Source organism: Kitasatospora sp. NPDC051914, assembly GCF_040680995.1.
Classification (GTDB): Bacteria; Actinomycetota; Actinomycetes; order Streptomycetales; family Streptomycetaceae; genus Kitasatospora.
Map to the genome: position 1 here is coordinate 85,207 of NZ_JBFAXX010000015.1, position 22,334 is coordinate 107,540.

Below are 22,334 nucleotides of genomic sequence, written 5' to 3' on the forward strand. Positions count from 1 at the left end.
GTCGGTTCCCCGTCTCAGGTCGGCGTCGGCTCGTCGGACGGACGGCCGAGCGCGGCGCGGATCCGCCGGCAGGCCCGCCGCCCCCTGGCGCGGAAGGACTCGGGCAGCGGCGCGACCGGGGCCCCGACACCACGGAGCCACGCGTCGAAGCGCTCCGACGAGGTGTCGGCCCGCACTCTCAGCCGCGCGATCCGCGGCGGATCGTCGGTCGGTGAGCTCAGAGCCGTCCCGGCGAGGGCGGCCGAGATCCGGCCGGCATCGGCCACCCGGCGCCGGACGACGGGGCCGGCGGGGCCGCCCGGACGGGCGAACGCGGTCGCGGGACGGCCCACCGCGTTCTCCAGGTCCGGCTTGCAGCCGTCGATCTCCTCGCCGAGGCGGTGACCGGGGAGGGTGTCCGGCTCGGCATGGGTGCGCGAGTGGCCGCCGATCTCGACCCCGAGCGCGTCCAGGTCGGCGATCTGTCGACGGCTCAGCATCTCCGCGGGCGGCAGCCGGCTCCGCCAGGGCGGCCGGCCCGGGTCGTGGACGGCGCTGGTGGTGACGTACAGGGTGGCGGGCAGGCGACGGTCGGTGAGGGCCTGGGCGACCGTCCGGTAGAAGTCGGCGAAACCGTCGTCGAAGGTGAGTACCGCGCAGTGGGGAGGCACCGGCGGGCCCCCGCGCAGTGCGGACACCAGTCGGCGCAGCGGGACGACGGTCCGGCCGCTGTCGGCGATCCGGTCGAGCTGTTCGACGAAGGTCCGCGGTGTCACGGTGTGCGGTGCGATCCACGGCTCCGGGTGCTCGGACACCGCGTGGTACAGGAGGACCGGAACGGGGGCGGTCACGGCACGCCGCCCGGATCGCGGCCCCCCGGACGGGCGGTGTGCAGCCCGGCCGGCTTCGTGCGGGCGGCTGCGAACGGGGTGCCCGGCAGCACCGGGTACGGCCCCCGACACGAACGTCCGCACGCCGGAGGGGAGCGCGGCGGTGACGGCCCGACACCGCTCCGCCTCCGTCCGCGGTCATGAAGAACGCACGATCGGTGGCGGATCCGGCTCTCGCCGCATCGCCCGGGCAAGGTCGTCGGCGACCGCCGGGCCGGTGCAGGCCCGATTCCGTCGCAGGACGGGACGAAGCTCATCGCACAAGCCCCTCGAAGGGGCACAGGGGTGCCCACGGAGAGTGAAGAGGAGACGCTGCCACGACGCACAGACCCGGAACGCAACCCCCGGTGCGATGCCCCCACCGCTGCCCCGCCCGCACAACCCCGGGCCCCAAAAGACGTCGGCCGTCTCGGGCGCCTCAGCGCCGACCACCACGCCTGGCTACTAGGGTCCAGGCCCCCATCATCGTCACCTCACTCACAATGAGTCAAGGGGTTTTGTCCGATTTTGCGGCGTATGAACCAACTCCACTGCACCGCCTCTAACCGAGGGTGACTGGTCGGACGGACGCTGACGAACGGTCATCCTGGCCGGGTGCCCCCGGCGGGAGCGCCCCGCACCCACGGCCGTCACCACGTGCGACGAGCGACAGGCGCTGCGCAGCAGAAGTTGAGGCGGTGAGGCCAGTCAGCACGTGGCTCGGTCGAAGGACCAGCCCCTGCGCGTCGACGGTACGCCGGCGCCGGTGGCCCGCACCCGGAGTTCTCGGTGCCCGCAGCAAGTCTCGCCTCGAAGTTGAACGTTCAGGCGTACGGGCGACGGGGCGACTCCGGTGCCGTCAGCCCGGGCTCGGCAGTGTCCGGCAGGCGTGCCGCAGGACGGTGCGGACCGGCTGCGCGGGCGGCGCTCGGTGTCGCAGCGGGTCAGTGCCGATTCGGCGGACCGGGCCGGTCAGAGGACGCACGTGAGCAGCGGGATCCGACCGGCCGTCATGAAGCAGCACTCGTACGTACCGCCGGGGCGTGCACGGAAATGCAGCCGACCTTCGTCCCACGCTGCTCGCCGTTCGCCGTTCGCCGTTCGCCGAGGAGACCGGTTCGGCGCGCTCGCCCGGTGCTGAACGCCCCGGTGCTGCGGGCCACCCGCCCCGCGACGCCCGTCACGCCCGTGCCGGCGCGGCTCCCCGTACGGTTGCCGCCGCGCGGGCCGCGGCGAGGAGCAGCACCCGCTCGAGGCCGGGGAGCAGCGGGGGTGCCAGGGCCGCGACGCCGATCGACAGGGCGACACCCGCCCAGGCCACCGGCCCGAGCGGGGTGCAGCCGAAGAAGCGACTGACGCCGGGGGTCTGGACGACGAGGGCCAGTACGGCGGCGGAGCCGAGGACGGTGCAGAGGACCAGGCGGCTGCGCCGGCGTCCGGCCAGGGTCTGGACGAGCTGGGCGCCGACGACGCCGCAGAGCGCCATGGTGCTGGTGCGCCGGGCGGATCCGGGGGTGAGGGTGCCGATCAGCCAGGCCGTGGTCGCGCCGGCCGCGGTGACCAGACCCCGGTGGCGGATCTGTCGGACGAGGGCCTCGTCCAGCGCGTCGAGGCCCGTCCGGGGGGCTCCGGCGGCCTCGTCCACCCGGGTGTCGTCAGGCGGGGTGACGGCGACCGCCATCGAGGGGAACAGGTCGGTGAGCAGGTTGACCAGCAGGATCTGCCGGGTGGACATCGGCGCGGTGCCGGACAGCAGGGTGCCGAGCACGGAGAAGCCGATCTCGCCGGCGTTGCCGCCGATCAGGATGCCGATCGCGTCCGCCGCGCTGCGCCACAGCGCGCGTCCCTCGGTGACGGCGTCGATCAGTGCCGTCAGCTCCTCGTTGGTGATCACCAGGTCCGCCGCGTTGCGGGCGGCCGCCGAGCCGCGGACGGCGAGGCCGACGCCGATGTCGGCGGCGCGGATGGCCGCGGCGTCGTTGGCGCCGTCCCCGACCATCGCCACGACCCGGCCCGACTCCCGGAGGGCCTCGACGACGTCCAGCTTCTGTTCCGGCGCCACCCGGGCGACGACGTCGCAGTCGTGCAGCCGTCGGGCCCGGCCCGTGCGGTCGAGGCCGGACAGTTCCTCGCCGGTCGCCACCTCGACGTCCTCGGGCCAGCCCAGGGCGACGGCGACCGCGCGGGCGGTCGCGGGGTGGTCGCCGGTGAGCATGACGGGCCGCACCCCGGCGCGTCGCAGGCCGTCGACCAGGGGCGCGGACGCGGCGCGCGGGGTGTCGGCCAGGGCCACGAAGCCGACCAGCTCCAGCTGCTCGAGCGGCCGGTCCGGCGTCCCGTCCTCGCCCGGCGGGTGGGGCCGCGCCGCGACGGCGAGGACCCGCAGGCCGTCGTCGGCGAGCACGGCCATGGCGGCCGACGCCTCGTCACCGGCGTTGCGGCAGGCCGGGAGGACGGCCTCCGGTGCGCCTTTGACGGCCATCAGGCGTTCGCCGTCGTCGTCGCCGGTCGCGGCCGCGTATCCACGGCCGGCCTCGAAGGGCAGGCTGTCGGCGGGGGCCCAGCCGGGGTCGTCCGGGGCTGCGGCGAGGATCGCCTCGTCGGTGGGGTGGGCGTGGACGGCCTCCTCGTCGTCGGGCGGCGGGCAGGCGCGGGCCGCCGTTCGCAGCACGGGCGCCGCCGCCCCGGCGTCCGGGGCGTGCACGGCGCCGTCCGCAGTGGCGACCCGGGCGACGCGGAGGCGGTTCTCGGTCAGGGTGCCGGTCTTGTCGAAGCAGACCGTGTCCGTCCGGCCCAGTGCTTCCAGGGTGCGCGGCGCCCGTACCAGGACGCCGTGCCGGCTCAGCCGGCGTGCCGCCGCCAGTTGGGCGACCGTCGCCACCAGTGGCAGCCCCTCCGGCACCGCGGCCACCGCGACCGCGAGCCCGCCCCGGACGGCCTCCCGCACCGGGTGTCCGCGCAGCAGCGCGAGACCGGCGACGGCCGCGCCGCCGAGCAGCGTGTACGGCAGCACACGGTTCGTCAGTTCGCGCAGCCGGGCCTGGACACCGCCTGCCGGCGGTGTGCGGGAGGCGAGGTGGGCTGCGCGGCCCGCCTCGGTGTCGTTCCCGGTGCCCACGACGACCGACCGGCCGTGGCCGGCGACCACGGTGGTGCCGTCGAAGACCATGCAGCGCCGGTCCGGGACGGCCGCCTGCGGGGTGGCGTCCACCTGCTTGGCGGCCGGCAAGGACTCGCCGGTGAGTGACGACTCGTCGACCTCCAGCTCGTCGACCTCGACCAGCCTGGCGTCGGCGGGCACCACGTCCCCCGTCTCGAGGTCGACGAGCTGTCCCGGCGTCAGTCCGGCGGCCGGGACGATCGTCCGGCGGCCGTCGCGGACCAGCCGCGCCTTCCGTCGTTGGCCCGTCTCCAGGGTCGACAGGGCCCGTTCTGCGCGCAGCCGCTGCACTCCGCCGACCAGGGCGTTCATCCCCATGGCACCGGCGACCAGCAGTGCGTCCACGGTCGAGCCGAGCAGGGCCGAGGCGAGCGCACCGACCAGCAGCACCGGCGTCAGCGGATCGTCGAACTCCGAGCGGACGGCCGCGACCAGACCCGCCGTCAGGCGGAGCGGGGCGAACACCGGGAGCCGGAGCACGCGGAGCGCCGCGTCCCGCGCGGCGGACAGCGGGTTCCGGCCGGCGGTGCCGCCGAGCCGGGCCAGGACCTGCTGGGGTGCCATCGCGTGCCACGGCACGCGCGGCGGGGGGTGGGGAGCGCTGCGGACGGTGATGCGCGCCGCCGCCCGCCAGCCCGACACGAGGGATGCGGCGGTCGCGGCGTTGACGGGACCGATCCGCATGCCGACCGGGAGGGTGCCGGCGGTGCGCCGGCCCCTGGTGAGGACCAGCAGTCCGGAGAGCGCGGCTCCCGCCTGGGCGAGGATCCGGGAGTGCCCGGTGACGGTACGGGTGGCGGGGATCGCGGCCAGCAGCCGCCAGGCGGCCGCCGGTCCACGGGTCAGGAGGACGTCCGCTCCCCAGGGCAGTGCGCAGCCCCCGTCGACGACCGCCACCGCCAGGTCGCTCCGCAGCAGGCCGGCGAGCACCTCGCCGCCGGTCCCGGGCAGCCGGGATCCGCTGTCGGCGGCGACGCGCGCCAGGGTGAGCACCACCCGGCCGTTCGCCCGGAGCTCCCGTACCACCTCAGCCAACGACCTTTCGTGGCTTTCCAGTTGGTCGGCAAGTGCGCCGAATTCGCCGAGCGTGCCGTCGTCGGTCATCACGACGTGGAGTCCGGCCCGGCGGGCCGCGTCCAGGGCGGCCTCGGCGAGCGGGTCGATCTCCCGGCCGACCAGGACGGTGCCGATGTCCTTGCCGGCGTCGGAGGCGACCATCAGCCCGGTCCCGGCGTCCTCCCGACCGGGCGGCGGACGCAGTTCGAGGCCGGTCTCGGTACCGGCACCGGAGGGGGCCAGGGCGGCGGAGGCCGCCTGCCACAACCGGTCGTGGTCCCAGCCGTCCGCGTCCGGATGCACCTCCAGGAGCATCCGGGCGGGGCCGCGCAGGGCCTCGGGGTGCAGCACCACGGTGTCGACGAGTTCCAGCCGGCGCAGGCGTTCCACGTTGCGGACGAGGGCGCCTTCGCGGGCCAGTGCGGTGCCGAGCACGGACGTGAAGGCGGCGGGGCCGTACCGGGCGGCCTTCGGGTTGCCGGCCACCAGGGCCTCGGCGGCCTCGTCGAGGTCGTGGGCGAACAGTGCCGCCGATGCGGCACCGATCAGGGCCGCGGGCACGGCCTCCCCCGCGTACTCCTCGCAGGGCAGCGGGCGCAGGGGTGGCCGGGGGGTTCCGTCGCCGCCCACGCCCGGCCGCCCGGCCCCGCAGGGACCGTCCTGCACGGCGTCGAAGGCGGCGGCGCCCGCGATCGCCTCCATCAGGCGTCCGGTGCGCAGGACCGCGTCCAGGACCAGCCCGGTGGGCGACCGGCCGATCCCGTGCGCCGCCGCCCCGGCGGCGGCCAGCAGCAGGTCGGCGGAGGTCTCTCCGAGTCTGCGGCGCAGCACGTCGTGGACCAGGGGGTCCTCGCGCAGCAGGGCCGTGGCCGCGGTGAGGAGTCGCGGTGACCGTTTGAGTCCGACCACCCGGGACCCCACCGCCGCGGTGAGGCCCACCGCGTCGGTCGCGAGACCGAGTGCCTGCGCGCGGACACCGCCGATGCGGTCCGGGTGCGCCGGCTCCAGGACGTCCTCCCGGGTGCACTCGAGCCGCTGCGCGGCGGCGAGTTCGGTCGCCCGCTCCACCACGCGGTCGGTGACCGCGTCCTGGGCCAGCTGGACCACGAGCCTGGCGAGCCCGCCGTCCCAGTAGGCGGCGACGACGTCCTTACGCCGGGCGAGCGCGAGTGCGACCTTCCGCGCGGCGGCCTCCCCGCCGCCCGGGCCGCCGGCGCCGCCGGCGGCACCCGGACCCGGCCGCAGGGGGATCTGCAGCCGGGAGCCCGCCTGCCAGTAACCGCGGCCCGCCTCCGCCGCGTTGCGGCCCACTCGGCCCACGCGCCGCGTCGTGGTGGCCGCGACGGCCGCCGTCCGCACTGTGGTCCGGACCCCGGCCCCGGCCGCGTCGACGGCCAGTTCGGCGGCGGCCCGTGCCGCGGGGACGGCCTTCCGTGCCACGGCCGTCGGCCCGGCCGTGGTCAGGCCGAGTCCCAGTGCGGTCAGCCTGGTCAGCAGGCGCAGGACCATGGCGCACCTACAACCGTGCCGGGCCGCTCACCGCTCGGCGGACCGGGACGACGCCCCGGTCCCCCCGGTCCGGCCCTTGGCCGTCCCGCCCGCGGCGGAGCGGCCCGTTCCACCGGGCTTGCTCGCCCCACCGGACTTGCTCGCCCCACCGGACTTGCTCGTTGCCCCGGTCTTGGAGGCGCGGGATGTCCGCGAGGTCCGGGCGGAGGTCTTCGATGCCCGGGAGGTCCGGGACGCGGACTGCCCGTCGTCTCCCGGACGCGGCTGGGTCAGCCACACCGCCGCCGCCCCGGCCGCTGCCAGCGGCCACTCGACCACACCGGCCGCGCCGAGCAGCCCGGCACCGGTGTAGGCGGCGATGCGGCGTGCCCGGGGCGACACCAGTCCGACGGTCCCCAGCACCCCGCTGAACGCGCCACCGACGGTGTCGGCACCCGGAATGCGATGCATGGTGGAGCCCACCGTGCCGACCGGGTCGAGCAGCTTCGACTTGGTCTGCGAGGCGATGGACGCGCTCGTGTGCTCGTCCATGACAGTTCCGATCAGCGTTCTCGGGTCCGATCAGCGTTCTCGGGCCGCCGTGTCCTCGAGGCGGGCGGCCCGTCCGTTCTCAGTCATCGCGTGTGCCCGGCGACGCGCGGACAAACCCCGCCGGGGTCCCCGATTGCGCGGTCGAACGGCGGCACGACCCGTCCCCGCCGGTCACCGGGTCCCGGCCCGGGGAGCGGCCCGCTGCTCAGCCCGACGAGGGGATGAACCACTGCTGCGACCGGTTGCCCGGCGTGCAGGTCTGCATGGTGGCGGCGCTGCCCGCGCCGTTGTCGGTCAGGCAGGTCGAGCCGCTGTAGTCCTTGAGGTAGACGGCGCCCTGGGTGGGGGCACTGTTCACCGTCCAGCGATACGTGACGCTGAAGCCCGAGGAGAGTTCGACCTTGTTGCCGTTCTGGACGAGTTGTGGCTTGCTCATGTTGCAGGGGTAGAGGCTGTACCAGCCGCCGGGGTCGGGGGCCGAGCGGATCCAGCCGTAGGACGTGTTGCGGCCCACCACCGCGCTGGTCCCGCCTGCCAGGCCCGAGGCGGCGAGGCCCAACCGCTGGCCGCTGCCGACCCCGGTGATGTAGCCCCAGCCGGCGCCGCCGCAGCCCTGGGGCGGCCCGGTCTGCGCCGGGGCGGTCGCGGGTGCCGTGGTGGCCGGGTTGTTGGCGGGCGGCCGGGCGGCTCCCCCGGTATCGGTGGCACCCTCGCCCGTACCGGTGCCTGCGGCACCACCACCGGCGGCACCACCCGCTCCGACACCGCCCTGGTCGGGCACCGGGCTGCCCGGCTGCTGCCCCGGCGCGGCCTGCGGGTCGGTGGCGCTGCCCGACGGCAGCGACGCCGCGCCGGCGCCGCCCGGGCCGCTCGCCCCGGCCGACGCGGCGCCCGGGCTGACCGGCGCCGCTACCGAGGGCTGCGGCCCGGTGCCCTGCGCGCGGGACTGCCACGGGGCCTGCTCGATCAGGACCACACTGCCGACCCCGGCCGAGATCACCACCGGGATGATGATCGGGACGATCAGTCGGCTGCGCCGCGGGCGTTCGGCGAGGGCGGTGCGGGGGGTCTCGGCCGGCGGCGCCTCCCGCGGGACGGGCTCGGGCACGGTGGCGAACACGGTGGGTTCACGCACCGCCTGCCCCGCGCCCGGCCGGGCCGCTGCCGCGCGGGCGGCGGCCGCCATCGCGCCGGCGTCCGGGAAGCGCTGTGCCGGGTCCTTGGCGAGGGCGGTGGCGACGAAGTCGCGGACGGCCCGCGGGAACTCGTCGGACAGCCGGGGCGGAGGCTGCTGGATGTGCTTGAGCACGATCTCCAGAACCGTCTCCCCGGTGAACGGCAGCCGACCGGTGAGCAGTTCGAAGCAGACCACTCCGACCGAGTACAGGTCGCAGAGCGGGGTGGTGGACTTGCCGTCGGCCTGCTCGGGTGCGATGTAGAGGGCGGTGCCGAGCACCGAGTTGGAGGTGGTGATCTTCGTCCCGGCCATGGCGTGGGCGATGCCGAAGTCGGTCACCGTCACACCGCCGTCGCTGCGCACCATCAGGTTGGACGGCTTCAGGTCGCGGTGCACGATGTCCTGCCGGTGCGCGGCGTGCAGCGCGTCCAGCGCGTCGGCCAGGATGCCGAGCGCCCGCGCGGGCACCATGGGGCCCTCGGCCGCCAGGACGGAGTTCAGCGGCTTCCCGTCGATGAACTCCATGACGATGTAGGCGATCTGCTCGTCCGAATCGCCGGCCGGCTCGGCGTAGTCGTGCACGTGAACGATGCCCGGGTGCCGGAGGGTGGCGAGGATTCGCGCCTCGCGCCTGAACCGCTCGGTGAAACTGCGATCCGCCAGCAGCCCGGGCTGCATGATCTTGACGGCGACCTGCCGCTTCAGCACGCCGTCGTCGGCGCGCCACACCTCGCCCATACCGCCGACTCCGACCCTGTCGGTGAGCGTGTAGCGCCCACCGAGCACGGTCCCCCGCCCCCACATGCCGGCCCCCTCGTCGCCACCCGTCGGCGATAGATCGTCAATTCGCGGCTCAGTCTGCCAGATGACGAACCATCGGATCCGACCTCGGGAGTACCGGCTGTGTCACAGCGCCCGCCGACGGCCACGGCGGGGCGAGGCCCCGGTCGGCCGGTGCGGCGGGCGGGCGGCGCGATCCGGACCGGCGGAGCCCTCATACCGGGTCCGAACCCCGACGTCCCGCACCGGCGCGTCCGGTCCGCAGCCGCTCCGGCTCCGAGACCCGCTTCCCGGGCCCACCGGCACGGCCCGGACGGCCGGGCCCCGGGACCGGGCCTCACGGCCCCGTCGCACCGCCCTGCCGCACCCGGCCGTCCCAGCGCCACGCGCCCGCCGCGCGGCGCGGGCGGTCCGGCAGGGCGGTCCGGCCGGTGCACCAGAGCAGGGCGTCGCCCGCGGCGTGACCGTCCGGCACGTCCGGGAAGAGGCGGGCCAGGGCCGGCTGCGCGAGGTGGCCGGGCAGCTGCCGGTCCAGGCCCAGCGTCCCGGCCATGTCCCAGGTGTGGATGAGGAGTTCGACGATGCCCATGGCCGCGAAGCCGGGGCCGTCCGACGGCCCCCAGGGGTGCCAGGCGCGGGCGTTCGCCGGGGTGTCCCGCACGGTGGTGGCGAGCAGGCCCGCGGCGATCCGCAGACCTTCGAGGCAGTGCGGGACGGGCGCGGCCGGGTCGAGCGAACCGAACAGGGTGATGTACCGGTCGGTGGGGCGGGCCGTGAGCAGGCCCGCGTAGCCGAGGAGGCCGAGGGCGAGGTGGTCGAGGGTGGCCCGGCAGGTCCACTCGCTGCCGACGGGTCGACGGGTCCAGTCGGCGTCGGCGGCCTGTTCCAGGAGACCGGTGGTGGTCGCGGCCGCCTCGCGGACGAGCGCGGACCAGTCGAGCCGGTCGAGCCGGTCGACGGCGTCGCCGGGGACGGCACCGGTGCCGGGGGTTGCGGCGGCGGTGCTCACTTGGCGATCACCTCGATCAGGCGGGTGTAGCCGTCGGCCCCGTGGCCGTCCGCGACGGCCTGCCGCACCTGGCGGGCGAACAACTCGGGCAGGGCGGTGTCGACGCCGCGCGCGGTGCTGGCGTGCAACAAGTGCTCCATGGCTGCGAGGTGGACATCGAGGGTGGCGTCGTCGCCCGGATACCGGCGGGCGTCGGCCTGGGCCGCGTAGCGGGTGATGAAGCCGCTGACCGCGCCGGAGAGCCAACGGGTGGCGACCGGCGTGAAGTCGGCGGCCGGCACGCCGTCGGCACGGGTGAGGGCGACACCGTGCAGCCACCCGCCGAGTGCGGACCACATCAGGCCGAGCAGGGCGGTGTCGTACAGTCCGGCGCGTCCGGCGTCGGGCCCGAGGTCGACGACCTCGCCGAGGACGGCGAGGGTGGCCCGGTGCCGGACGAGCGCATCGGGCGAGCCACTGTAGAGCAGGACGGCGTCGGGTCCGCCGATACCGGGCGGGGTGATCATGATCGCGCCGTCGAGGTAGTCGATGCCGTGTTCGGCGGCCCAGGTGGCGAACTCGCGGGCCTGCTCGGGCGAGCCGGAGGTGAGGTTGACCAGGGTCCGTCCGGCCAGGGCCGGTTCGTGGCCGGCCAGCACCGCGCGGAGCGCGTCGTAGTCGAGCACGCAGGCGACGGTCAGCTCACCGGCGGTGAGGGCGTCGGCGGGCGAGGAGGCACGAACGGCGCCGCGGGCGGCGAGCGGTTCGGTCCTGGCGGGAGAGCGGTTCCAGACGGTGGTGGGGTGGCCGGCGGCGAGGAACGCGTCGGCGAGTGCGGTGCCCATCGCGCCGAGTCCGAGGACGGCGACCGGCTCGCGGGCGGGATCGTGCGGCATGGGAGTACTCCTGACGTGCTGTCATGGCGGACGGCGGTTCGGTGTCTTGATCGACGTCCACCACCCTCGCAGCGGGCCGCTGCGGGCCGACAGTGGCAGGATCGCCCTTTGTCGCACGGTTCCTGCCAGGTACGGTGGCGGGCGTGAAGACCTCGGCACCGACCTCTCCCCGCGGCCCCGGCACGGTGGCCGTTGCCGTGATCGACCACACCGAGCTCCCGCTCTGGGACCTCTACGAACTCGGCATGGCCTGCGCGGTGTTCGGCATCCCGCAGCCCGATCTCGCCGAGCACTGGTACGAGTTGCGGCTCTGCGCCGAGACCCCGGACGAGACGACTCCGACGCGCGCACCCGGCGGGTTCGGCTTCTCGCTGCGCGCCGAGTACGGCTGGGACGCGCTGGCCGGCGCCGACACCGTGATCGTGACCTCCGTCCCGGACGCCTGCGTGACCGGCGAACGCGAGGTGCCGCCGGCGTTGGTGGCGGAGCTCCGGCGCGCAGCCGAGGCGGGCGCGCGCATGGTGTCTCTGTGCACCGGCGCGTTCGCACTCGCGGCCGCCGGCCTGCTGGACGGACGCCGGGCCACGGCGCACTGGTCGCACACCACCGACCTGGCCCGCCGCCATCCGGCCGTCACCGTGGACGACGGCGTGCTCTACGTGGACGACGGCGACGTGCTCACCAGCGCGGGCGTGGCCGCCGGCCTCGACCTGTGCCTGCACATCGTCCGCCGCGACCTCGGCGCACACGTCGCCAACCGGCTGGCCCGCCGACTGGTCGTCCCGGCCCACCGGCCGGGCGGACAGGCGCAGTTCGTCGACCTGTCGGTGCCCGCCACGGACGACGAAAGCCTCGCACCGGTACTGGCGTGGGCCACCGCCAACCTCGAACGACCCCTCACAGTCGACGAGTTGGCGCGCCGCGCCCGGATGAGCCCGCGCACCTTCTTCCGCCGGCTGCAGGCCGCCACCGGCACCACACCGCTCCAGTGGCTGCTCGACCAGCGCCTCGCACACGCCCAGTCACTGCTGGAGGCCACCGACCTGCCCGTGGAACAGATCGGCGAGCGCAGCGGCCTCGGCAGCGCCACCAACCTCCGCCGCCACTTCACCGCCCGCGTCGGCGTGAGCCCCACCGACTACCGCCGCGCCTTCACCCGCCGCACCGCACCACCCACCCGGCCCTGACCGCCACAGCACCGCGCACGTCCTGCACCGGTCGAACGACGAGCACCGGGGCCGGGGCCGGGGCAAGCACGAGCCTCGGCACGCACGGCATCGTGGTCAACGGGTGGCGGTGGTCGCTGCTCCGACGAGATGGAGGACGGCCTGTCCGAGTGGGGTGGTGGCGATCAGGATGCCGAAGGTGGCGGCGCTGAGCACCGTCACTGTCTCGTCCGTGCGGGATCGGGCCTCGGTCCGTCGGCGGAGACGGACGAGGATGACGATCGCGAGGAAGACGCTCGCGCTGACGCTGTACTGCATGCCCCACCCCTGGTCGCGCCCTGACAACTCCGGGTGATCATGTCAGAGCGCACGGCAGTGGGGCCGGAGATCCGGAAACTCGGCCGATCCGGGGAGGGTGGTTCGGCCGCCGACCAGCGCGATCCGGTCAACTCACCCTGCTCGGCCGACCAGTTCACCCGGTTCCCGGCAACCGACCGGCGGCCGCTTCTGCGATCACCGGCACATTGTGGTCCAAGGCGGAGTCGTCGTGAGGTGTCCGTCGGCCCACGCCGGGTGCCGGGGCGGGCGGGCCGCCCGACGGACGGCCCGCCCCCGCCTCAGCGCAGCGCGGTGAGCGGCGCGGCCCCCGAGCAGATCCGTTGCCCGGAGACCCGGTCGCCCTGCCGCACGTCCCACACCAGGTAGGCCCCGCCCGCCAGCAGCGCCGCCCCCGCCACCATCGCCACCACGGCGAGCGGGTCGAGCCGCACCCGCCCGGCGAACCGCAGCAGCAGCGGCACCACCAGGGCCAGCAGGCCGCAGCAGAGCACGGCCCAGGAGCCAAGCCTCATCCCGGTGTTGGCCGGCAGGTCGATGCAGGACACGAGCACCGCGCGGTGCCGCTCGTCGTACGCCGCGGAGAACCACCAGACGGCGAGCCCGCCGAGGCCGGCGGCCGTCGCACCGAGCAGACCGCCCGCCCCGGGTGTGAGTCGGCGCTCCATCTCAGTACCAGCTCGGGGAGACGCGGACGATGCGCACGCGCTGCTCGCCCTCGGCCTTCTCGGTGGCCGGGAGCCGGCCGTCCAGGCTCACGTTCTGCCGCGACGTGGTGTGCTGGGTGTACTTGATGTCGCCGTCCGGGGTGACCGCGGTGACCACTGCAGCGTGGTGGGTGTTGCCCTTCTCGATGTGCTCGTTCTCCCCGGCCTGCTCGTAGAAGACCAGGTCGCCCGGGCGGGCCTCGGACGCCGGCACCTCGTAACCGCCGTTCTCCAGCATGAAGTTCTGCAGGTTCTCGGCGGCACCCCAGCTCTTGGAGTAGTCCGTCCGCTCGTCCAGCCAGCCCGAGTCCGCGTCGTCGTCGCGGCCCCAGCTGTCGTCCGACCAGCCCGGGCCCCAACCGCTGTCGGGCTTCTCCTTCACCCCGCCCTGGCGCAGCGACTCGGAGGCGAAGTTGGTGCAGTTGTTGTCGAGCTTGTCGATCGAGGTGTCGTTCCAGTGCTCCAGCGCCCACTGGACCTGCTTGACCCGGTCGTACTTGCCGTCGCGGCCGCGCAGGTCCTGCTTCACGTCCTCCGGGATGCCGTCCAGGTTGGCGATCTTCACCGGCTCGGCCAGCATCAGCTGGCGCTGCTCCTCGGCGGTCAGCCCGGCCCACCAGTCCCGGACCACCTGTGGGTCGTCGCCCTTGGGGATGCCGGCGGCGAGGATGTTCATCTGGGTGTGCGAGGCGGAGGTCTGCGCCTCGTCCAGCGCCTTCGCCGGGTCGGCCTCGCAGGTCCCGCTCATCAGCCTGTTCAGCTCGGGCAGGGCGAGGGCGTCGGCCTCCCGCGCCTGGCGCAGTGCCTCCTTGATGAGGTCGGAGACGTCGGTCATGTGGGTGAGCTTCTCCGAGGTCACCTCGCCCCGGGTCGAGACGCTGCCGTCGGCGTCCACGTCGAGCTCGTACGCCTCGGCCAGGTCCAGCGCGTGGAGCAGGGTGCGCTGGGCGTACTCCATCGCGGAGGCCAGCCCGTCGACCACCATGGTGACGCCGCGCATGATGTCGGCGCCTGCCTCGAACCGGTCGGCGAGGTACCGGAGTTCGCCGGCCGCCTGCTGGCCGACCGCGTCCGTCCAGTTGTCCTTCAGCGGGCGGCTGCCCTGGTCCCGGATCTCCTGCGCCGCCTCCAGGGCGTGCTTGGACAGCGACAGCCAGTCCTCGGCCGCCGCCTGCCAGGAGGACGGGTGGGCGTTCTTCAGTGCGGCGAAGTCGACCATGCCGCTCACGCCCTTCCCAGCTCGTTCATGGCCGCCCGCATCCGGGCCTCCGCCTCCGCGTCGGCCGCGTCGTAGCCGTCCGCCGAACTGTGCAGCTGGTCCGAGAGCTGCTGCATGCGGTCCGCGAGCGACACCATGTGCCGCTCCCACTCCGCCGCGCAGGCGCCCAGCGCCGCGGCCGACGACCAGCCGCCGTCCGTACCGCGGACGGCCTCGCTGGAGTCCAGGGCCCCGGAGAGCCGGCCCTTCGTCCGGGCGCTCAGCTCGGCCATGGACTGGCCGGCCCGGCGCAGCCCGTGGGTGGCGATGTCCACCTCAGGCATTCGATTCCCCCGTATGTCGCCGATTGCCGATCTGCGGAGATGCTAGCGAACACCACCGTCGGGTGCGCCGGACGGCATGACTTCGGGTCAGGCCACTACACGTCTTCGCAGCACGACGGCCTGAGGACCCGCCGGCCCGCCGGTCCTACGAATGACCGGCTCGGACCCACGCCCGGATGGCGGGAGGAGCTCAGAAGCAGTCCGCGGGCATGTCGAGGGTGGTGCGGTCGAGGCTTTCCAGCAGCGCGAACTGCGCCTCCGTCTTAGGCAGTTCGCATCGGAAGAAGTACTGGCCCGCCCGGCGCTTGCCCTCGTAGAAGGCGCCGCTGCGTCCGGCGGCGGCCAGCATCTGCTCCAGCCACATCCAGCCCACCACGACGTGTCCCACGGCCTCCAGATAGACCGAGGCGTTGGCGAGGGCGCTCTCGGCGTCCCCGGCCTCCCACAGGCGCCGCGTCACGGTGGCGACGCGGGCGACGGAGGTGTCCAGCTGCCGTCCGAAGCCGGCGACCCGGTCGTCCGCGGCCGCCGCGCGGGCGGTCGCCGTGGAGATGGTCTCGACGAGCAGGCGGAGCCCCGCGCCGCCGTCCATGACGACCTTCCGGCCCAGCAGGTCGAGGCCGTGGACGCCGTGCGTCCCCTCGTGGATGGGGTTGAGGCGGTTGTCCCGGTAGAACTGCTCGACGTTGTACTCGCGGGTGTAGCCGTAGCCGCCGTGGACCTGGATGGCGAGGCTGTTGGCTTCCAGGCACCACTGGGAGGGCCAGCTCTTGGCGATCGGGGTGAGCACGTCCAGCAGGAGCCCGGCCCTGGCCCGCTCCTCGGCCGTCGGGGCGGTGCGCTCGTCGTCCAGCAGCCGCCCGCAGTACAGGACGAGGGCCAGCGCGCCTTCGACGTACGACTTCTGGGCGAGGAGCATGCGCCGGACATCGGGATGCCCGACGATCGGGATCTGGGGGGTGGTGGCGTCCCTGGCCGTGAGCGGGCGCCCCTGGGGCCGGGTGCGCGCGTAGTCCAGGGCGTGCAGGTAGCCGGTGTAACCGAGCGCCGTGGCACCGAGTCCGACACCGATGCGGGCCTCGTTCATCATGTGGAACATGTAGGACAGTCCGCAGTGGGGCTCCCCGACCAGGAAGCCGATGGCACCGGGGGCCCCGCCGGGCCGGAAAGCGCCCTCACCGAAGTTCAGCAGCGTGTTGGTCGTCCCTCGGTACCCCATCTTGTGGTTGAGGCCGGCCAGGGCGACGTCGTTGCGCTCGCCGAGCGTCCCGTCGGCCCCCACCAGGACCTTGGGGACGATGAAGAGCGAGAGTCCCTTCACCCCGGGCGGGCCGCCGGGGATCCTGGCCAGGACCAGGTGGACGATGTTCTCCGTCAGTTCGTGGTCGCCACCCGAAATCCACATCTTGTTGCCGAACAGGCGGTAGGTGCCGTCGTCGGCCGGTTCCGCGCGGGTACGCACATCGGCCAGCGAGGAGCCCGCCTGTGGTTCCGACAGGCACATGGTCCCGGAGAAACGGCCCTCGACCATCGGGCGGACATAGGTGTCGATCTGCTCGGGGGTGCCGTGGGCCAGCAGCAGGTTCGCGTTGCCGATGGTGAGGAAGGGGTAGGCGGCCGTTCCCACGTTGGCGGCCTGGAACCAGGCGAAGCAGGCGTTGGCCACCACGCTCGGCAACTGCATGCCGCCCACCTCGTGGTCCATGCCTCCGCCGATCAGCCCGGCGCCGGCGAAGACCTTCAGGGCCTCTTCGACTTCGGGGATCGTGTGCACCCGCTCGCCGTCGAAGTGCGGCTCCTGGGTGTCGTTCTTCTTGTTGTGCGGGGCGAAGTGCCGGGCGGCGATCGTCTCGCCGAGGTCCAGTACCGCGTCGAAGGTTTCGCGCGAGTGGTCGGCGAAGCGGGGGCGCGCGGTCAGGGATTCGACGTCGAGCCACTCGTGCAGCAGGAAGTCGAGGTCTCGGCGGGAGAGCAGGAGGGAGGCCATGGTGCTCTTCTTCTCGGGTTCGGGTTGCTTGTGCGAGGGGAGGGAGGCCGTCGCCGGCAGGTCAGACCGTGGTGCCGAGGCCGCCGTCGACGGGGATGACGGCGCCGGTGACGTAGGCGCCCGCGCGGCTGGCCAGATAGACGGCGACGCCCGCCATGTCGTCCGGCCGCCCGATCCGGCGCAGCGGAGCCGCCTCCGCGATCGCCTCGCCCATGGCGTCCAGGGTCGCGGCCATCATCTTCGACTCGAAGGGGCCGGGGGCGATGGCGTTCACCGTGATGCCCTGTGGCCCGAGCTCCTTCGCCAGGACGCGGGTCAGGTGGTGCAGGCCCGCCTTGCTGGCCGCGTAGGAGTAGGCCGGGACCAGGCTGACGTGCAGTCCGTCGATGGATCCGACGTTGATGATCCGCGCCGGGTCCTCCGTCGACCCGCCGGCGCGCAGTTTCGGCAGGAGGGCCTGGGTGAGCAGGAAGGGGCTGCGCAGGTTGAGGTCCATCACCTTGTCCCAGCCGCTGACCGGGAACTCGTCCAGGGACGCGCCCCAGGTGGCGCCGGCGTTGTTCACCAGGATGTGCAGCCGCTCCTCCCGTTCGCCGATGTCTGCGGCAAGTCGGTGGCACTCCTCCTCGCGCGACAGGTCGGCGGGCAGCGCGATCGCCCGGCCGGGACCGGGAAGCCCGCGGACGGCCTCCTCGCAGGCTTCCGCCTTGCGGGAGCTGATGTAGACCTTGGCTCCCGCTTCGACCAGGCCCCGGGCGATCATCAGGCCTATGCCGCGGGAACCGCCGGTCACGAGGGCGGTTTTGCCGGAGAGGGAGAACAGCGAGGTCACGGTGGACTCCTGCGGGAGAGGGGCGGCTCGGGTCGGCTGGTCCGGCCCGGGACGGATACTAAGCAGTCGCTTAACATCCGACCCGGAGCGAGATACTAAGCAGTCGCTTAGCCGCTGTTCAAGCCTTGCGCCCGGCCCTGTTCGCCGGGGACGTCAGTCGCCGACCGCCGACCGCAGGCGCTCCCGGTGCGCCTGCGCCATGGTCACCCGATGCGCCTGCGCCATGGCCATCAGCCCGGCGAGGGCGTCCCGGGTGCGCACGAGATCGGCGATGCGCTCGGACAGCCGGTCGTGCTCCTGCGCCATCCGCTCCAGCGCGGCGTCGGAGTTCTCCTCGCTGGGGGAATCGACGCACGGCAGCAGTTCGGCGATGGTACGGCTGGACAGTCCTGCGGCGAACAACCGCTGGATGAACACGACCCGTTCGACCTCGTGGTCCGTGTAGTGCCGCTGCCCGCTGGCACTGCGGGTGCTGGTGAGGAGCCCCTGCTCCTCGTAGTAGCGCAGGGACCGGACGCTGACCCCCGCCCGCGATGCCAGCTCCCCGATGCGCACGCCGTCTCCCTCCGCGCTGTGAGCCGAGGCACACCCCTTGCCTCTGACATCAATGTCAGGTTCTAGCGTAGCCGCCGCGACCGGTTGTCCGGTGCCGATCACGAAGGAGCCATGACATGACGACCTTGTTCACCCCGTACCAGCTGGGGGACCTCACGCTGCCCAACCGGGTGGTGATGGCCCCGATGTCACGGGTCCGTGCCGCCGCCGGCGGTCTGGCGACACCGTCGATGGCGACCTACTACGCCCAGCGGGCCACGGCCGGACTGATCGTGAGCGAGGGGGTGCAGCCGAACGCGGTCGGGCAGTCCAACCCCGGCACGCCGGGACTGCACACCGACGAGCAGGTCTCCTCGTGGCGCCCCGTCACCGATGCGGTGCACGCCAACGGCGGACGGATCTTCGCCCAGATCATGCACGGCGGACGGATCTCGCACCCCGACACCACCGGTGTGCAGCCGGTCGGCCCCTCGGCAGTCGCGGCCGAAGGGTGGAAGGTGTTCACCCCGACCGGGCCCCAGCCGGTACCGGTCCCGCGCGCCCTGGACACCGCCGAGGTGTCCGAGCAGGCCGAGTCGTACGCCCGGGCCGCCCGCCGCGCCGTCGACGCCGGCTTCGACGGCGTGGAGCTGCACGGCGCCAACGGCTACCTCATCTCGCAGTTCCTCTCGTCCAACGCCAACCTGCGCACCGACCGCTACGGAGGCTCGGTGAGCAACCGGATCCGCTTCGCCGTCGAGGCGGTGTCCGCAACCGCCGAGGCCATAGGCGCGGCCAGGACCGGAATCCGCCTGTCGCCGGGCGTGACCTTCTGGGGAGTCGAGGAGACCGACGTCCCCGAGCTCTACACCGCGCTACTGACCGAACTGTCCCGCCTCGGGCTGGCCTACATCCACCTCGAAGCCACCGCCGAGGAGGAGGTGCTGTCCGGCCTGCGCCGCGCATGGCAGGGTCCCCTGATCATGAACCCGGTGCTCCCGATGGGACCGAAGCACACCGGCCGGGACGAGGCCGACCACTGGCTCGGCCTGGGGGCCGAACTCATCAGCTTCGGCCGCGCCTTCATCTCCAACCCCGACCTGGTCGAGCGGCTGCGCACCGGAGTGCCGCTCGCTCCCGTCGACGAGGCCACGTACTACCAGGGCGGCGACGCGGGGTACCTGACCTACCCGGCGTACCAGTACACGGCCTGACACCCGCCCCTGCGCACAGAGGCGGACAGCACGGTGCGGCGGCCGGGCGCGACACCGGCTGATCAAACGCGCGTACGCCACGCCGGGACGGCGCGCTCGCTCGTCCCGATTCGCTGCCCGCCGTCCCGCTCGCCGCCCGGGACCGGCACGACGCCGGACGCGCGATCCCGTCGGCGGCGGACGGCTCCGCAGCCGGCAGGGCGCGGAGCCGTCCGGAGGATCGCTACGGGAGGACCGGCTTGAAGAGGGTCGTCGGGAAGTCGTAGATCGGCCGGGACACCTTGAGGCGGTATTCCAGGCTGACGTCGTCGATGAGGAACGGCGCGGTGTTGCCGCGCTCCTCCCAGTGGGTGAACTGCAGGCTCACCTTGCGGGTGGTGCCGCTGTAGAAGGAGTCCGGGAAGGTGACGGTCGCCTGCTCGTAGCCGCCGCTGCCGCCGGCCGCGTTGTAGCGGGTGTACAGCGGGGTGCGGGTGCCGTCCTCGGTGACCGCCTCGACCACGAGCCGGTGGGTGATGCCGACGTAGTCGGCCTTCATCCAGAAGGACAGCACCGGAACCCGGTACGCCGGGATGGTGACGGTCTGGTCGATCCGGTGGCCGGCGTAGCCGAAGCCGCCGAGCTTGGCCTTCCAGGTGCCGGAGTGGGCGGGGTAGGCCGGGTTGTCGGTCACCAGATACCCGTACATCCCGCGGACGTACCAGTCGTCCACCGACACCTGGCCCCACGAGCCGTCGTTGCCCGACTCGAAACCCGGGTTGACGATCCCCTGGTTCGCGGCGGCGGCGCCGGGGGCCGCGATGAACACGCCGGCGGCGGCGAGGGCTATGGCGCCGGCGGCGAGGCGCGCCGAACGCAAGGTCATTCTCATACTTCTCCTGTCACGCTACTGCTCTGAATCCCCGTCCGGGGAACGGCCGTCCGGCGGGCCGGTACGGGCGGTACGGGCCGTTCGGGAACATGCCGTCCCCGTAAGGCCTCAGGCGCATGCCCTGACGGGCTCTCATGAGGGTGGTGCAGAAGACGGCGCAGCAGGCAGCCGTCCCGACCAGGTGCACACTCTATCGAGAGTTACTGACGGGTTCGTACAGACGAAGGCGGCGCGCACTCGGTCGATCGGCAGCCGCGGACGAGCCTGCGGCCGCTCGCAACCCGGGCAGGCCCGCCGCAGCGCAGGCGCATCAGTTCGACCTCCTCGCCGTCGGCCGGTTCCGCCTCCCGCGGGCGAAGGCCCGCGGGTGGTTGTCGCGTCGTTCCGGCCGGCCCGGCAGGTCCGGTCGCACCGCCCGGAGGCCCGGCCTGCCATTTTCTGTTATGCCAATTGACACATCGTTAAATGACGGCCTAGGGTCCTGCCATGGAGGAGCGCAGAGGACGCGGTCGGCCCCGGAAGAATCCGGAGCAGCTCGCGCGATGGACACCGCCCGAAGGCTGGTCCCGACTGGTCGCCTGGATCTCGCCCGAGGAGAAGAAGGCGCTGAAGCGGGTTGCCGTCGAGGCCGAGGTCTCGGTCGCGGACCTGGTCCGCGCACTGGCGGGCGGCCTGGCGGCGGGTGCCATCACTCACGAGGAACTGATCGGCCACGTCAGGAAGGGCATGCAGGTCATGGAGAAGATCCCCACGCTGTTCGAGCGGGACGGCGACTTCCGGGTCGTCGACCGGCCCCAGGCGGAGTGTGCATGGGTGTTCGACGGTGAGGGGGCCCCGACGGAGAAGCTCGACGGAACCAACGTCCGCCTCACCGTCCGGGCCGGCCGGCTGGTGCGGGTGGAAAAGCGGCGCAACCCGAGCAAGCTGCAGAAGGAACAGGGGATCAAGGACGGCTGGTACGTCGACACCGCCGAGGGTGCCGCGGAGGACAAGTGGGTCCTCGCCGCCGCCCGCAATACCGACGTCACGTCGTGGCCGGACGGCGAGCACTCCTGCGAAGCGCTCGGCCCCCGCATCCAGGGCAACCCCCTGGGGCTGGACGACCACCGGTGCGTGCCGTTCAACCTGGAGGTGCCGGTCTACCGGGACGTGCCGCGCGACTACGCCGGCCTTCGCGACTTCCTCGCCGAACTGGAGAGCCGCTTCGCCCCCGGCACCCTGGCCGAGGGCATCGTCTTCCACCACCCGGACGGTCGTCGCGCCAAGATCAAGCGCAAGGACTTCCCCGCCTCGGCTTAGGGGACCGCTGAAGATCTCGCTCCGACTCCCAGTGCCTGCTGCCGAAGAGCCGGCCCTGGGACCTGTTGCCCGATCCGCGCGGGGGCAGCCACATCGCGGGGTGCGGGAACGACGGGGCGGGCAAAGCGAGGGGAGGACCGCGCAATGGGAACGTCACTGGCGCTGGCGTTGGGATTCGGCCTGATCGTGGCCGTGTTCCGCCACCTCGCTTCCGGTGCAAGTGAGGAGGACCCTCACCTCGCTGTTCGCGTGCAGGCGAGCATCGAGCGGTTCGAGCGGTACAAGCGCCTACCGGAGCCGGTGTTCGAGATGAACGCCTCCGAATTCGAGGAATACATCGCCGGCCTGTGCCGTCGCGACGGGTGCACCGACGTGCAGCGGGTCAGGGGCGACACGCTGGGCGGCCAGCTGACCGGCTGTCTGCCGGACGGCCGGAAGGCTGCCGTGAAGTGCACACGAGAGTGCGGCGACCGCCCTGTGGACGCCCGCCACCTCCGAACGTTCGACGACGCCGCTCGCGCACGGCTCGGCGCCGAGGTGACCGTCCTTGTCGCCCTCGGGCCGCTCGGCAAGCACGAACGCAGGACCGCCGCTCGCCGTCGCTTGACGCTGATCGACGTCGACCGGCTCGAGTCCTGGATGAAGGGCACCCCGTTGAGCGCGCTACTGGCACCGGAGACCGGCAGGTCGGGCATGCACCGCACGAGCACCCACGGCTGACAGGGCACGGTGCCAGTGGCGCGGGCGCGGTGAGGCCGGTGCGCTGTCGGCCGTCAGAAGGGCAGGCTGCTGGGGTCCCTCGGGGCAGGGGAGGCACTGGTGCAGGGGGCTTCGGTCCTCGCCTTCGGGGCGGCCGGACCGGGGGTGCCGCGTCCCTGGGCACGCAGGGCGTCGACGGCCC

18 protein-coding genes are annotated in these 22,334 nt (G+C 73.5%); 4 read left to right on the forward strand and 14 right to left on the reverse strand.

Annotated elements, in window-relative coordinates; genetic code table 11:
- Positions 1–14: 14 nt before the first annotated feature.
- From AB0M03_RS12585 to AB0M03_RS12610, 6 genes are all read right to left on the reverse strand, one after another.
- A complete protein-coding gene (locus AB0M03_RS12585) occupies positions 15–830 on the reverse strand; it encodes a polysaccharide deacetylase family protein (RefSeq protein WP_363491371.1) in 816 nt (271 codons plus the stop codon).
- Positions 831–2,028: 1,198 nt separating this feature from the next.
- Complete coding sequence (locus AB0M03_RS12590) at positions 2,029–6,573, reverse strand: cation-translocating P-type ATPase (protein WP_363491372.1); 4,545 nt, start codon at positions 6,571–6,573, stop codon at positions 2,029–2,031.
- Positions 6,574–6,600: 27 nt separating this feature from the next.
- Positions 6,601–7,104, reverse strand: a complete 504-nt coding sequence (locus AB0M03_RS12595; protein WP_363491373.1) for a hypothetical protein — start codon at positions 7,102–7,104, stop codon at positions 6,601–6,603.
- Between the two features lie 205 nt (positions 7,105–7,309).
- Positions 7,310–9,085, reverse strand: coding sequence for a serine/threonine protein kinase (locus AB0M03_RS12600; protein WP_363491374.1), 1,776 nt, complete (start codon positions 9,083–9,085; stop codon positions 7,310–7,312).
- Between the two features lie 313 nt (positions 9,086–9,398).
- On the reverse strand, positions 9,399–10,070 hold the full coding sequence (locus AB0M03_RS12605; protein ID WP_363491375.1) for a maleylpyruvate isomerase N-terminal domain-containing protein: 672 nt from the start codon (positions 10,068–10,070) through the stop codon (positions 9,399–9,401).
- Positions 10,067–10,945 (reverse strand): NAD(P)-binding domain-containing protein, encoded by an 879-nt coding sequence (locus AB0M03_RS12610; protein WP_363491376.1) that lies wholly within the window; start codon positions 10,943–10,945, stop codon positions 10,067–10,069. Before AB0M03_RS12610 ends, AB0M03_RS12605 begins: the two co-directional genes overlap by 4 nt.
- Positions 10,946–11,190: 245 nt before the next feature.
- On the opposite strand from AB0M03_RS12610, the gene AB0M03_RS12615 reads away from it, so the two are divergent.
- The gene (locus tag AB0M03_RS12615; protein ID WP_363491413.1) at positions 11,191–12,132 is read left to right on the forward strand and encodes a helix-turn-helix domain-containing protein; all 942 of its coding nucleotides are present in this window, start codon (positions 11,191–11,193) and stop codon (positions 12,130–12,132) included.
- Between the two features lie 96 nt (positions 12,133–12,228).
- On the opposite strand, the gene AB0M03_RS12620 is transcribed toward AB0M03_RS12615, so the two are convergent.
- From AB0M03_RS12620 to AB0M03_RS12650, 7 genes are all read right to left on the reverse strand, one after another.
- The gene (locus AB0M03_RS12620; RefSeq protein WP_363491377.1) at positions 12,229–12,429 is read right to left on the reverse strand and encodes a hypothetical protein; all 201 of its coding nucleotides are present in this window, start codon (positions 12,427–12,429) and stop codon (positions 12,229–12,231) included.
- Between the two features lie 299 nt (positions 12,430–12,728).
- Positions 12,729–13,115, reverse strand: a complete 387-nt coding sequence (locus AB0M03_RS12625; protein WP_363491378.1) for a hypothetical protein — start codon at positions 13,113–13,115, stop codon at positions 12,729–12,731.
- A 1-nt stretch (position 13,116) separates the two neighbouring features.
- Positions 13,117–14,373 carry an amidase domain-containing protein gene (locus AB0M03_RS12630; RefSeq protein WP_363491414.1) on the reverse strand — a complete coding sequence of 419 codons (1,257 nt, stop codon included), beginning with the start codon at positions 14,371–14,373 and terminating at the stop codon, positions 13,117–13,119.
- A 5-nt stretch (positions 14,374–14,378) separates the two neighbouring features.
- Positions 14,379–14,687, reverse strand: coding sequence for a type VII secretion target (locus tag AB0M03_RS12635; protein ID WP_363491379.1), 309 nt, complete (start codon positions 14,685–14,687; stop codon positions 14,379–14,381).
- Positions 14,688–14,886: 199 nt separating this feature from the next.
- Complete coding sequence (locus tag AB0M03_RS12640) at positions 14,887–16,683, reverse strand: acyl-CoA dehydrogenase (RefSeq protein WP_363491380.1); 1,797 nt, start codon at positions 16,681–16,683, stop codon at positions 14,887–14,889.
- A gap of 61 nt (positions 16,684–16,744) precedes the next feature.
- On the reverse strand, positions 16,745–17,515 hold the full coding sequence (locus tag AB0M03_RS12645; protein WP_363491381.1) for an SDR family oxidoreductase: 771 nt from the start codon (positions 17,513–17,515) through the stop codon (positions 16,745–16,747).
- A gap of 153 nt (positions 17,516–17,668) precedes the next feature.
- Complete coding sequence (locus AB0M03_RS12650; protein ID WP_363491382.1) at positions 17,669–18,070, reverse strand: MerR family transcriptional regulator; 402 nt, start codon at positions 18,068–18,070, stop codon at positions 17,669–17,671.
- A 116-nt stretch (positions 18,071–18,186) separates the two neighbouring features.
- On the opposite strand from AB0M03_RS12650, the gene AB0M03_RS12655 reads away from it, so the two are divergent.
- Entirely contained in the window at positions 18,187–19,263 is a 1,077-nt protein-coding gene (locus AB0M03_RS12655) for an alkene reductase (RefSeq protein ID WP_363491383.1), read from the forward strand.
- Positions 19,264–19,486: 223 nt separating this feature from the next.
- Here AB0M03_RS12655 and AB0M03_RS12660 read toward each other — a convergent pair whose 3' ends face one another.
- Positions 19,487–20,128, reverse strand: a complete 642-nt coding sequence (locus AB0M03_RS12660; RefSeq protein WP_363491384.1) for a hypothetical protein — start codon at positions 20,126–20,128, stop codon at positions 19,487–19,489.
- Positions 20,129–20,620: 492 nt separating this feature from the next.
- Between AB0M03_RS12660 and AB0M03_RS12665 the strand changes: the two genes are divergently transcribed.
- Entirely contained in the window at positions 20,621–21,433 is an 813-nt protein-coding gene (locus AB0M03_RS12665) for a hypothetical protein (RefSeq protein WP_363491385.1), read from the forward strand.
- Positions 21,434–21,577: 144 nt separating this feature from the next.
- Positions 21,578–22,153, forward strand: a complete 576-nt coding sequence (locus AB0M03_RS12670; protein WP_363491386.1) for a restriction endonuclease — start codon at positions 21,578–21,580, stop codon at positions 22,151–22,153.
- Positions 22,154–22,334 lie beyond the last annotated feature (181 nt).

Coding starts and splice junctions, on each gene's coding strand:
- AB0M03_RS12590 (WP_363491372.1), bottom strand. CDS start 6,573: ATGGTCCTGCGCCTGCTGACCAGGCTGACCGCACTGGGACTCGGCCTG.
- AB0M03_RS12595 (WP_363491373.1), bottom strand. CDS start 7,104: ATGGACGAGCACACGAGCGCGTCCATCGCCTCGCAGACCAAGTCGAAG.
- AB0M03_RS12600 (WP_363491374.1), bottom strand. CDS start 9,085: ATGTGGGGGCGGGGGACCGTGCTCGGTGGGCGCTACACGCTCACCGAC.
- AB0M03_RS12610 (WP_363491376.1), bottom strand. CDS start 10,945: ATGCCGCACGATCCCGCCCGCGAGCCGGTCGCCGTCCTCGGACTCGGC.
- AB0M03_RS12615 (WP_363491413.1), top strand. CDS start 11,191: ATGGCCTGCGCGGTGTTCGGCATCCCGCAGCCCGATCTCGCCGAGCAC.
- AB0M03_RS12620 (WP_363491377.1), bottom strand. CDS start 12,429: ATGCAGTACAGCGTCAGCGCGAGCGTCTTCCTCGCGATCGTCATCCTC.
- AB0M03_RS12625 (WP_363491378.1), bottom strand. CDS start 13,115: ATGGAGCGCCGACTCACACCCGGGGCGGGCGGTCTGCTCGGTGCGACG.
- AB0M03_RS12630 (WP_363491414.1), bottom strand. CDS start 14,373: ATGGTCGACTTCGCCGCACTGAAGAACGCCCACCCGTCCTCCTGGCAG.
- AB0M03_RS12640 (WP_363491380.1), bottom strand. CDS start 16,683: ATGGCCTCCCTCCTGCTCTCCCGCCGAGACCTCGACTTCCTGCTGCAC.
- AB0M03_RS12655 (WP_363491383.1), top strand. CDS start 18,187: ATGACGACCTTGTTCACCCCGTACCAGCTGGGGGACCTCACGCTGCCC.
- AB0M03_RS12660 (WP_363491384.1), bottom strand. CDS start 20,128: ATGACCTTGCGTTCGGCGCGCCTCGCCGCCGGCGCCATAGCCCTCGCC.
- AB0M03_RS12665 (WP_363491385.1), top strand. CDS start 20,621: ATGGAGGAGCGCAGAGGACGCGGTCGGCCCCGGAAGAATCCGGAGCAG.
- AB0M03_RS12670 (WP_363491386.1), top strand. CDS start 21,578: ATGGGAACGTCACTGGCGCTGGCGTTGGGATTCGGCCTGATCGTGGCC.